This is a genomic window from Paenibacillus terricola (assembly GCF_014779765.1).
Lineage (GTDB): Bacteria > Bacillota > Bacilli > Paenibacillales > Paenibacillaceae > Paenibacillus_T > Paenibacillus_T terricola.
The window spans coordinates 17,396-29,311 of the sequence record NZ_JACXZA010000001.1 but is presented as its reverse complement, the minus strand read 5'-3'; the positions used below and the strand labels follow the sequence as shown (position 1 = coordinate 29,311).

General features: G+C 52.1%; 11 protein-coding genes and 1 pseudogene. 2 read left to right on the top strand and 10 right to left on the bottom strand.

Annotated elements, in window-relative coordinates; genetic code table 11:
• Positions 1 to 47: 47 nt before the first annotated feature.
• From H8B09_RS00215 to H8B09_RS00205, 3 genes and pseudogenes are all read right to left on the bottom strand, one after another.
• Positions 48 to 323: pseudogene (locus H8B09_RS00215) on the bottom strand (ROK family protein); the annotation flags it as partial.
• Positions 324 to 1,098: 775 nt separating this feature from the next.
• A complete protein-coding gene (locus H8B09_RS00210; protein WP_191201493.1) occupies positions 1,099 to 1,887 on the bottom strand; it encodes a TrmH family RNA methyltransferase in 789 nt (262 codons plus the stop codon).
• A gap of 136 nt (positions 1,888 to 2,023) precedes the next feature.
• Positions 2,024 to 2,722 carry a potassium channel family protein gene (locus tag H8B09_RS00205; RefSeq protein WP_318152546.1) on the bottom strand — a complete coding sequence of 233 codons (699 nt, stop codon included), beginning with the start codon at positions 2,720 to 2,722 and terminating at the stop codon, positions 2,024 to 2,026.
• Positions 2,723 to 2,887: 165 nt separating this feature from the next.
• Here H8B09_RS00205 and sspI point away from each other — a divergent pair, with 165 nt between their 5' ends.
• Complete coding sequence (sspI, locus tag H8B09_RS00200; RefSeq protein ID WP_191201492.1) at positions 2,888 to 3,133, top strand: small acid-soluble spore protein SspI; 246 nt, start codon at positions 2,888 to 2,890, stop codon at positions 3,131 to 3,133.
• 152 nt (positions 3,134 to 3,285) lie between these two features.
• The gene (locus tag H8B09_RS00195) at positions 3,286 to 3,507 is read left to right on the top strand and encodes a hypothetical protein (RefSeq protein ID WP_191201491.1); all 222 of its coding nucleotides are present in this window, start codon (positions 3,286 to 3,288) and stop codon (positions 3,505 to 3,507) included.
• A gap of 16 nt (positions 3,508 to 3,523) precedes the next feature.
• Here H8B09_RS00195 and H8B09_RS00190 read toward each other — a convergent pair whose 3' ends face one another.
• The 7 genes from H8B09_RS00190 to zwf form a co-directional block, all read right to left on the bottom strand.
• Positions 3,524 to 4,609 (bottom strand): Gfo/Idh/MocA family protein, encoded by a 1,086-nt coding sequence (locus H8B09_RS00190; RefSeq protein ID WP_191201490.1) that lies wholly within the window; start codon positions 4,607 to 4,609, stop codon positions 3,524 to 3,526.
• Between the two features lie 62 nt (positions 4,610 to 4,671).
• The gene (locus tag H8B09_RS00185) at positions 4,672 to 5,307 is read right to left on the bottom strand and encodes a ThuA domain-containing protein (RefSeq protein ID WP_191201489.1); all 636 of its coding nucleotides are present in this window, start codon (positions 5,305 to 5,307) and stop codon (positions 4,672 to 4,674) included.
• Positions 5,308 to 5,363: 56 nt separating this feature from the next.
• Positions 5,364 to 6,524, bottom strand: coding sequence for a Gfo/Idh/MocA family protein (locus H8B09_RS00180; RefSeq protein ID WP_191202715.1), 1,161 nt, complete (start codon positions 6,522 to 6,524; stop codon positions 5,364 to 5,366).
• Between the two features lie 114 nt (positions 6,525 to 6,638).
• A complete protein-coding gene (locus H8B09_RS00175) occupies positions 6,639 to 7,685 on the bottom strand; it encodes a LacI family DNA-binding transcriptional regulator (protein WP_191201488.1) in 1,047 nt (348 codons plus the stop codon).
• 168 nt (positions 7,686 to 7,853) lie between these two features.
• Positions 7,854 to 9,437 carry a peptide chain release factor 3 gene (locus H8B09_RS00170; protein ID WP_191201487.1) on the bottom strand — a complete coding sequence of 528 codons (1,584 nt, stop codon included), beginning with the start codon at positions 9,435 to 9,437 and terminating at the stop codon, positions 7,854 to 7,856.
• 79 nt (positions 9,438 to 9,516) lie between these two features.
• A complete protein-coding gene (locus tag H8B09_RS00165; RefSeq protein WP_191202714.1) occupies positions 9,517 to 10,149 on the bottom strand; it encodes a cyclase family protein in 633 nt (210 codons plus the stop codon).
• 178 nt (positions 10,150 to 10,327) lie between these two features.
• Positions 10,328 to 11,884 carry a glucose-6-phosphate dehydrogenase gene (zwf, locus tag H8B09_RS00160; protein ID WP_191201486.1) on the bottom strand — a complete coding sequence of 519 codons (1,557 nt, stop codon included), beginning with the start codon at positions 11,882 to 11,884 and terminating at the stop codon, positions 10,328 to 10,330.
• Between the last annotated feature and the right edge of the window lie 32 nt (positions 11,885 to 11,916).

Genomic DNA, 11,916 nt, shown 5'->3' with positions numbered 1-11,916 from the left:
GACTCTTTTCGTTGGTGTGACAGTTTAACGATCCGACGTCTCTATTATTATTCCCCCGTCTGCGAACCGAGCGCCCTTACGCCCAGCGCCAAGGCCCCGCATAAGCCTGCATTGTTGCCTAATCCGGGCGGTACAATATAATGTTCGATATCCGATACAATTGATTCAGCACTTACGTATCCATTCAAATTAGTACCTACTGCCTCTCGAATCATCGGGAATAGCTGCGCTTGTTTCATTACCCCTCCGCCAAGAATGACTTTCTTGGGGGATAACGTCAGAATGACGCCTGAGATGGCCTGCGCAATGTAATACGCCTCCATATTCATTGATTCCATCGTTGTCTATATCTGTGATTTGAATAAATTCGGATACAACAAGGAAAGGTTCATTGCTATTTTTCAAAAAAAAGTAGTTCATGGAACATGTGCCGCCACAATAACCTGAAACCAAAATAGCGGATTCGCCGAAAATAGAAACATTTTTTATTTCAATCTGTTTTTTATACACTGTACCTGAAAGCAAGCCAAATTCTCGAACCGAATTTTGGTTTTCTACTTTTCCTAAATATAAGTCAAAGGCATCATCTTTTTTTTCATATACGATAAATCCAGGACTTACTTTCTTCTGGATCGAAACATTCTTTAGAGCAATTTCAGTTGTGAATGGTTGAGGGACAGCCTTAAAATTCAAATGAGTTGGTGATGATGTAGCAGAAGGAAGAGCGGAATTTGAAGGTATCGCAGAATCATGATTGCGGATATTTTGATGACAACCCGTGATGAGAATTAAGAGTATAGCTCCAATTAACATTTTTTTCATAACGGAACCCCCAACAAATTAACGCGTGGCAATCCAACACTCAGATTCGCTAGATCACACTTACCCCATTACTTCGCTACCAACCTATACACTCCTGCATTTCCTCCGCTTGCTTTCCTTGAATCCCTGTTATGGTAGATGGGAAATTTCTGAGAAAGGCATAGCAAAAGACTGGAGACGGATCGGTGTAGTGCCGATTTATCTCCAGTCTTTGGTGTTTTGAGGAAATAGTTTCTATATCTATTTCAGAACAGTATTTGGGGTGCTGGACAAAAACTATCTTCTCCCCAACTCCCGCTGTCTCAGCGCCTCATACAAAATAACCGTACCCGCCATCGCTACATTCAGCGACTCCGCCTTGCCGCGGATCGGAATAATAACCGACTGATCGGCCAGCGCCAATACGTCCGGCGAGATACCGTCCGACTCGCTGCCGAGTACCAGCCATGTCGGGCCTGTCCAATTGCAGTCGAAGCAGCTGACCGCCGACTGCAGACTCGTCGCAGCGATTCGGATGCCCCGCTCCTTCGCCTGCGGCAGCAGCTTGCCGAGATCTGCCTCGATGACCGGCAGATGGAACAACGATCCCATCGTCGAACGTACCGTCTTCGGGTTATATAGATCCACGCAGCCGCGTCCCAACACGACCGCGTCCGCACCAACCGCATCCGCGCTGCGGATAATCGTACCCGCATTGCCTGGATCGCGCACGCCGTCGAGGACGACGACGAGCGATTGCTCGCGGAACAGCGCTTCTTCATTCACGACTGGCTTGATCACCACCGCGAATACAGGCGGCGGCGAGTCCGTCCCGGTACACTTCGCCATCACAGCCTGCGATGCGCTTACGAGCAGCTCCGGCTGCTCTACAAGCGCTAGCTCCCGCTTCAGCTCCGCTGGCAGACCACGTTCGCCGTCATAGACGACGGCTTCGATCTCTGCGCTGCAGCGAAGCGCCTCTTGCACCAGATGAATGCCCTCCACGACGAATCGGCCTGCGCGGTCGCGGTGCTTTTTGTCCAATAGGGCTGCCCAGCTCTTCGCACGGGCGTTCTGTACTGACATCACATCGAACAACTTGAAAACCCTCTCTTCAACACGAACACGAACTCATCAGTAGCGTGCTCTAATCCTTAATCATATATGATTGCCCATACATAAGGCTCAACAACTCTACTCTTGTCCTTACGACCGTCCCGCCTTAACGTTCATCCAAATACGCTCGTTCCATATTCGCCAGATCGTTGTTCTTACCGACGACTACGAGTACATCATCCGACTGAATGACATCCTCAGCGGTCGGCGATATATTCATCTGCCCATTGCTCTTAATCGCCATAACGTTGCATTTGAACTTCGGACGAATGTCCAGCTGTTTCAGGTTTCTGCCCACCATCTGCGGTGGCGCGCTCAGCTCGAGGATGCTGTAGTCATCCGACAGCTCGATAAAATCCACAATATTCTTCGAAATCAGATGATGCGCAACTCGCATGCCCATATCCCGCTCCGGGTATACCACCTTGTCCGCTCCGATCTTGCTGAGCACTTTGCCATGAAGCTCCGTCTGCGCCTTCACAATAAGCTTAGGAACGCCAAGATCTTTAAGAATGAGCGTTGTCAGGATGCTGGCCTGAATATCTTGTCCAATCGCCACAACGACGACATCGAAATTCCGGATACCGAGTGCGCGAAGCGCCTCCTCATCCGTACTATCTGCCGAGACCGCATGCGTAACGAAGTGGGATGCTTCTTGTATACGTTGTTCACTGGAATCGATTGCTAGCACGTCAAAGCCGAGGTTCGATAATGTAGCTGCTACACTCGAGCCGAAACGTCCCATTCCGATAACGGCATATTGCTTCTTCGCCATAACCATTCCCCCAGTCTTGTTCTGAGCAATTATAACATATACAAGAGCTTGTTTCCTTACGTAACACCTCGACTGACATGCGCTCTAAACTTGCACCTGAATCTTCACGTGCTTCTGCCACTTGTCCCCTCGTGTGTATTGTGCGTGCGGAGGACATAATGAATACGCGTCTAACGTCAATGGGAGGTATGCTGCTTGAATACAATCGATTTGCGCCAGGCGATTATTTTGCGTGTTAAGGATAAATCGAACGAGGAGCTTAGCGATATCATTCAAGATTCAATCGGAGCGAATGAACAGGCTCTTCCTGGACTCGGCGTATTGTTCGAAATGATCTGGCAAGACAGCTCGGCAACTGAGCAGACCAACATGGTTGGCAGTCTACATCGCCACTTGAATGCCGGCGATTCGGGCGATGCGGCCGGCCTCGGACATTCTTAATGAAATAATGGACTAGAAACAAATAATTACCCCTTCATCGAGCTCATCCGGATGCGGTCATGACGCAAAGTCATCAACCGCCCATGCGAAACGGGATACCCGCGCATAGGCTACTATCATCCGGTATTGAGCAACGAGAAGGGGTAATTCCAATGGCACTGGTTGAAGATACTGAACTTGTTGATAATGAGCCGTCTTCAGAAGAAATCGCAATCTGGGCTGCCGTTCTAGTTCTCGCTGCTGATGCACTTGCCTTATACGCACTGCTCAAAGCACGTAAAGAAAAAGCATCACAGCCCGATACAACCCAAAATAAAACGCAAGACTTCGAGATCCGTAGAACGAATAGACCTAGATCGGGCAGCAGACGTTAGCTAATTAACTCTGTGTTTACGCCTGTTCTTTCATAGCGGCTGGCTGTTCGCAAGAGCTCGCCATCTGATAATGACGATCCTGCTCCGATGCAATATGGAAACCGTGCATCGCTTCAAGCACATGGTAAGCCATTTCACCATTCGCACGGTGCGGCCGACCTTCGACAATAGCTTCAGCCATGTCAATGACACCAATACCACGATTGTTATCCGTCAGCCCATGCGTCAGCGGAATCGTCTCCCACTCTCTTGAGCCTGCTCTGCGCAGCTGTATCTCTCCGCCGAAGTTATTCGGATCCGGCACGCGCAGCGTTCCTGCCGTACCATAGATTTCAATCGGCGGCAGGCCTGCTCCACCAGAAATATCGAAGCTTGTAATAAGTGTGCCGACTGCACCGGAAGCGAAGTCGATGACACCGGCAATATGCGTCGGCGTCTCTACGCGAATCTTCTGTCCGCGCTTCGGCTCGCTCTTGATCGTGCGTTCTTCATGCGTAATGACTGCAGAACCCGTAACCCGACGAATGGGGCCCAGAAGGGTGACGAATGCAGTCAGGTAGTAAGGTCCCATATCGAACATCGGTCCGCCGCCAACCTCATAATAGAAGCCTGGGTCCGGATGCCAGCTCTCATGTCCGCCGCTCATCATGAATCCCGTCGCTGCAACAGGCGTGCCGATCGCCCCATCGTCAATCAGCTTGCGGCACGACTGAATGCCGCCGCCAAGGAACGTCTCTGGCGCACATGCGACCCGGAGTCCTTTGGCCTTCGCAACTTCGAGTACGCGAGCGCCTTCTTCAAGCGTTACGGCTAGCGGCTTCTCGCCATATACATGCTTGCCAGCTTCTAGCGCGCGCAAGCTAATCTCCGCATGCGCCTTCGGTATCGTCAAGTTGACGACGATATCGACGTTCGGATCAGCCAGCAGCTCCTCGACGGAGTAGGCATGCGGCAGGCTATACTGTTCAGCCCGCATTTGAGCGCGGGACAAGTCTGCATCCGCAACGGCGATGACCTCAACCTTATCGGAAGCCGTTAAATTTTTAAGATAGATATCGCTAATATTGCCGCAACCGATAATGCCTATTCGTGATCGTGTCATTTAAGAAGATCTCCTCTCTCCTCGTACGCCCCGTACGACCCTAGCAATTCTAATTCTAACGATTAGCCTTGTTCCGGACGTGCTGCCCATAGGAAGCCTCGGCGCATCAGTTCCATCGTCTGCGGCATTGCTACAATGTTCGCTTGGTGACCAAGCGAGTTATAATACACATTGCCTTGTCCCCACTTCTTCGTCCATACGACCGGCATCTTCACATCACCGAAACTCGTCGTTGCGTGCACTTTGACTGCAGGATCCACATGCATGTAATATTTCTCGGAGCATACGTCGAAGTCGCCGATACCTTCCGTCAACGGATCGCCCGGAATGGACATCTCGACCGTATAGTCCACGCCATCGTTGCCAGGGTGCGCTACCCATTGGCCGCCAACCATGAACTGATATTCGACCTCGTTGCGGAACGAGTCGCCCATACCGCCGTGACAGCCGGCAATGCCGCAGCCATTCTCAACCGCAGCAAGCAGCGGCTTCAGTTGGTGCTGCTCAATCTTGCCCATCGTCCATACTGGAACGATCAGGTCAAGAGATTGCATAAGCTCTTCGTCCGCGTAGCTTTCCAGTGTATCCGATACGATAACCTCGAATGATTCCTTGCGCAGCATCTCTGCGAAAATCTCGCCAACTTCTTTCGGCTGATGTCCGTCCCAGCCGCCCCATACGATCAGTGCTTTTCTCATTGGTTGGTCTACTCCTCACATCAGGATCTTTGAACGGAGTTCAAAGTCACTCTGCTTTACATCTCTTCGATTGATACCCAGCGACGCTGCTCGATCGAACGATCGACTGCTTCCAGCACCTCTTGGCATTTGACGCCATCTACGAAGTTCGGCACAGGCTGACGGTCTTCCGACAGTGCCTGCATCAGCTCAACTATCTCATGCGTGAACGTATGCTCATAGCCAATCGTGTGACCTGCCGGCCACCAAGCATCCATATAAGCGTGCGCTGCATCCGTTGCAAGCACACGGCGGAAGCCCTGTACATCAGGCGCATCGTCTGTAAAATAAACCTGCAGCTCGTTCAGACGTTCGAAATCGAACTTCACGCTGCCCTTGCTGCCGTTAATTTCGAACGAGTTCGTGCAGCGGTGTCCAGCTGCGAAGCGCGTCGCCTCGAAGCTGCCAAGCGCACCGTTCTCGAACCGCGTCATGAACAACGTTGCATCGTCCACCGTTACGTCGCCGAGCGGAGCATTCGCATCGCCCTTCGCGCTGAGACCTGTCATCGCGGACGGCATCGGGCGCTGCTTAACGAACGTCTCGCTCATGCCGATCACTTCGCTGAACTCGCCAACAAGGAAGCGCGCCATATCAATCAAGTGTGCGCCAAGGTCGCCGTGCGAGCCGGAGCCCGCAATTTCCTTCTGCAAACGCCATACGAGCGGGAACGACGGATCGATAATCCAGTCCTGCAGGAACCACGCGCGGAAGTGATAAATTTGGCCAAGGCGGCCTTCTTCAATAAGCTTCTTCGCAAGCTGTACTGCAGGAGCGAAACGGTAGTTGAAGCCGACCATATGCTTCACGCCCGCTTTCTCCGCCGCTTCCAGCATCTCACGCGAGTCAGCAAGCGTTAGCGCCAGCGGCTTCTCGCAGAACAGATGCTTGCCTGCAGCTGCAGCAGCAAGCGCAATTTCTTTATGTGCATCGCTTGGGGCGTTAATATCAACGAGATCAATATCGTCACGCTTCACAAGCTCACGCCAATCGGTCTCAACTGATTCCCAGCCGAATTGACTTCTTGCTTGTTCTACGCCCTGCGGGTCGCGACCGCAGATCGCCTTCATTACCGGTTTCGTAATGTTAGGGAAGAACATCGGTGCTGCCCGATATGCGTTGCTGTGTGCTTTACCCATAAATTTGTAGCCGACCATACCTACACGTACTTGATCCAATGCCATTGCTATCGCCCCTATTCGAATATTTGTGGCCGCAGCCCATTACGTTGTCCACGCTTATGTCGAATCATTATGTTAATCTTGCTGTCCAGTCCCGCTACCTTTTATTACCTACTTGCTTCTACGTTGACGCACGCCTGTCGACTCTCTTGCAACAAGTTGCACAGGCAGTACTGCGGAACGCAATGCATCCACACCAGCGTTATCGCCTCCCAGCAGCAGAGAAGCAGCCTTCCTTCCCATTTCTTGAAAAGGAACCGCCACGCTCGTCAGCTGCGGGCTCGCCATTCGAGCCGCATCCGCATCATCATAGCCGCATATAGCGTAGTCCCGGCCAGCCTCCAGCCCATGCTCGCGCAATCCCTGCATCGCACCAATCGCCATCCGGTCGTTCGCAGCGAATACCGAATCCGCCCGCCCTGACTGAATAAGTACAGCAAGATCATTAGCAAGCTCATAACCGCTCTTGCGGCTGTAGTTGCCCGTCAGCATCAACCGCTGCTCAATCGGAAGACCCGACTGCGCTAGCACGCTCAAGTAACCTTCGCGCCGGTCAATACTGTTCGAGTACTGCTCAGGGCCATTAATGAACGCAATCTTGCTGCACCCAATGTCGATGAGATGGCGGACTGCCTCTTGGCTGCCTGACCAATGATCGGCATCAACCGTCAAGAATGGCGATTCTCCGCCTCGCGGGCCGTACCGCTGATTCAATACACAGAACGGATAGCCGTCCTGCGCCAATTCTTCCAATGCGGAACGATCCTGCGGGATTTCTCTCGCCCCCAAGACGATAAGCGCATCAATCTTCTGCGACTGAAACAGCGACACATAGTTGCGCGGCTGATCCGCCTCTCGGAACAGCAGCAATAGATCATTGCCGGACGCTTGTACTTCCGAGCCGATCCCGCTCAGCATCTCCGAGAAATAATAAGTCGAGAATAAGGATACTTTCGCCATATGAGGCAGTACGACGCCAAGGTTGCCGCTCTTCTTCCGCGCGAACTGCTGCGCAAGCGCATTCGGTACATACCCAAGCTCTGCCGCGGCCGCGAGCACGCGCTGCTTCGTCGCTTCCTTCACCGGTCCTACGCCATTAAGAACACGGGACACCGTCGCCTCCGACACACCGGCGAGCTTCGCCACTTGTTGTCTCAAAGCGATACTCCCTTTACTTGTTTATAGAGGTTGTTCAAAAAAAATGTACACGCGTACATTTTGTCATGAGAACGTCTTCATGTCAACCTGCTTCAGGATACTTTCAACAAAAAAAGTCTGTCATCCCATTCGGATGACAGACTTCATATGGGCCTTCAATGGCTCGACTTAAGGCGCCGTATCCAGGAACTTCGCCGTCGGATTCTTCTCCATTGCCGTACGCATCGCATACTCATTCTCGAACAAGACGACATAGTTGTCCTTCTTGTCTTTCACGAGCGCCGAGTTGATGCGGAACTTCGACGGGTCGATGTTGTCATCGATGATCCAGCGTGCGAACTGATACGTCATCCGTTGAAGCTGAACTTCAACGCCATATTCGGCACGCATCCGATACTCGAACACCTCGAACTGCAGTTGACCGACAACGCCGAGAATCGTATCGTCGAAGCTTATCGTGCGGAATACTTGAATCGTACCTTCCTCCGTCAACTGATCGATGCCCTTCTGGTACTGCTTTTGCTTAAGGGCATTCTTGATCGTTACCTTTGCGAAGATTTCCGGCGAGAATGTTGGCAGCTCATTGAACACAACGTTACCGCCCTGCGATAAGGAATCGCCAATGCGGAAGATACCGGGGTCAAACAGACCGATAATATCGCCCGGATATGCCGACTCGACAATGTCGCGGTCCTGCGCAAGGAACTGCTGCGGTTGGGACAGCTTAATGTCCTTGCCGGCACGAACATGCTTGACGGACATCCCGCGGTCGAAACGACCGGAACAGATACGCAGGAATGCGATCCGGTCGCGGTGCGCCGGGTTCATGTTCGCTTGAATTTTGAACACATAGCCCGTGAACTTCTCACTAGTTGGCTCGATGATGCCGTCCTCGCTCTTACGTGGCGTTGGCTTCGGTGCGAGCTGCAAGAAATTCTCCAAGAATGTCTGCACGCCGAAGTTGTTGACCGCGCTGCCGAAGAAGACAGGCGTCAGTTCACCGCGGCTTACTTTCTCCAGATCGAACTGATCGCCTGCAACATCGAGCAATTCAAGATCAGCGATCAATTGATCGGTTAAGAAATCGCCAGCCATCTCACGGATGATTGAATCGTTGTAGTCATCAACCTTACGGACTTCAATCGTCGAATGGTCTTTGCCGTTAAACAGCTCAACTTGATTTTTCATCCGATCATAGACGCCGCATAGGTCACGCCCCATACCGATCGGCCAGTTCATCGGAACCGAACGAATGCCAAGCACGCGCTCCAGCTCCTCCATGAGATCGAATGGGTTTTTTCCTTCGCGGTCAAGCTTGTTAATAAACGTGAAGATCGGAATGCCGCGCTGGCTGCACACTTGGAACAGCTTAATCGTCTGCGGCTCGACGCCCTTCGCAACGTCAATAAGCATCACGGCGCAGTCGGCAGCAGTCAATGTCCGATATGTGTCTTCACTGAAATCTTGGTGACCAGGCGTGTCCAGAATGTTAATCCGATGCCCGTTATAATCAAACTGCATAACCGAGGACGTAACGGAGATACCGCGCTGTTTCTCGATCTCCATCCAGTCCGACGTCGCATGGCGGCTTGCCTTGCGCGCTTTTACGGAACCCGCTTCACGAATGGCGCCGCCGAACAGCAGCAGCTTCTCGGTCAGCGTCGTTTTGCCGGCGTCCGGGTGCGCAATAATGGCGAATGTGCGCCGCTTCTCGACCTCTTGTATGATTTCATCCTTCAACGATACGCTCATAATGACTTCCTCTCGATTCTTCTATAGGCTATGCACGTGACAGCGCATCAACAAGCGAATGGCATTAGACACAAGCCGTCTATACGCCGCCGATCAGAATAGCCCTTGCCGGTGCCGCTTCTACGCCCGTTAACTTCAGCGGAGCGACCACGAGAAAATAATTGCCGGGGTGAATATGCTTCAATCGCAGCCCCTCTACGATTACGATGTTGCTGCGGAAAATTTGCCGATGCGTCGGGTATTCCTGCTGGGAACGCTCAATGCCCAGTCCATCGACGCCAACGCCGCGAATGCCGCATTCGATCAAATAACGTGCTGCATCTTCATTCACATAGACGAACTGACTATCGAATGTCATGCTTTCGTTCAATGAATTGCGTGTCTTGAGCAGGATCCATTCGCCCTTCTGAATGGCGAAGCGCTCCAGATCCGCACGCGATACGGAATCTGTTACATGCGTCAAATCCAGCACACGGGCCTGGCCAACGAGCTCTTCGAGTCCGAGCGATTCAATCGTAGCGCCGTCCTTCAACATATGCAGCGGCGCATCCACATGCGTCCCGCAATGAAGGTTCATCGTAAGCTGCGACTCATATACTTCGCCGTCATCATAATTGGATACGTTCGTTACGATCGGCTGATTGCCGCTCTCATTATTCCACACCTGCATGCCTTCATGAACGGTCATCGATATATCATAAATTTTGAACAAGTCTCGTCGTCCTCTCAAGCCGCCAGCCGCTTCTGCAGACAGCACATGATGTTGTTCTGAAACAGTCCGAAGGCCGGCCGACGATAAACTTCTTCGTCGACCGGCCGGATTACGACCACGCTAATGAGAAAACCTCTATCGATAACGCGTTTAGAGGTATGCTGTGATGAATGATAACTTACTTACGGCTGCCCGAGATCCAGATCACGTTGTCCTCATCTTGACCATTAACCGGCCACCAGTGGAAGCCATCTTGCGCAAGAATTTGGTCCATTACTTCTGGTCCCCACGAGCCAGCTGGATAGAAAGCAAGATCCGAATCCGTTTCTTTCCAAGCCTTCGCGATTTCATCAACGAACGACCATGCTTGCGATACTTCGTCCCAACGCGTGAAGCGCGTCGATTCGCCGCGTGCAGCATCAAAGATCAGGCGCTCATATGCTTCTGGCGTGTTGATGCCGATCTGGCACGATTGGCAGAACTCCATCGCAACGGGTTGAAGGTTATTGTCGGAGCCTGGGCGCTTCGCGTTGAACTTGATGTAGATGCCTTCCATCGGATTCACGCGAATAACGAGCAGGTTCGGATTCACTTGTTCGCCCGCACGGAACAGTACGTTCTCAGGAACATTCTTGAATTCGATGACGACTTCCGTGGTCTTCACCGGCAGGCGCTTGCCCGTACGGATGTAGAACGGTACGCCAGCCCAGCGGAAGTTGTCCACGTGGACGCGAGCGCCGAAATACGTTTCCGTTACCGATTCCGGATTAACGGAATCTTCTTGACGGTAGCCCGTCAATGCTTTCGATCCGAACGAACCTTCGGAATATTGACCGCGTACTACATTCGCACGTACCTCTTCGCCGTTCTTGAACGGACGAAGCGAACGAAGTACTTTAACCTTCTCATCCCGAATATCTTCAGGCTGCAGACGGCTAGGCGGTTCCATAGCGATAATCGTCAGCATCTGGAGCATATGGTTCTGCATCATGTCGCGAAGCGCGCCGGACTTATCATAGTAACCGCCGCGATCTTCTACGCCAACCGTCTCAGCAAGCGAGATCTGAACGTTCGCAATATGCTTGTTGTTCCAGAGCGGCTCGAAGAACGCGTTCGCGAAGCGGATCGCTTCGATGTTCTGAACCATCTCTTTGCCGAGATAGTGGTCGATGCGATAAATCTCTTCTTCCTTGAACACTTGGCTCAGTTGTCCGTTCAGCTTGCGAGCCGTTTCAAGGTCGTAACCGAATGGCTTCTCGATTACGAGGCGTTTCCAGCCGCTCGACTCCAGCAGTCCGCCATCGCGCAGATTGAAGGATACAGGTCCGAACAGTTCTGGTGCAAGCGCCAGGTAGAACAGGCGATTGCCTGGAATATTGAATTTCTGGTCCAGCTCGAGCGAACGCTTGTTCAGCTCGCGGAATCCGTCCACATTGTTGATATCGAGCGACATGTAGGTGAAGTGCTCAGCGAATTGGTTCCAGAGCGCTGTATCGTCTGCTTTATAACGGCAGAACTCAACGATGGACTCATATAAATCCGAGCGGAATTGATCGTCCGTACGAGGACGACGGGCAAGACCGACAACAGCAAAGTTCTCTGCAAGCTTGCCTTCTTTATATAAGCTGAACAGCGCCGGGAACAGCTTGCGCTTCGCAAGGTCTCCTGTTGCGCCGAACAGGTAGAAGACCGCACCTTCGGCGGCTTGTTGCTCCAATTTTACAGTAGTCGTCATGTTCCTCATTCTTCCCTTAGCAATTTTCTCTA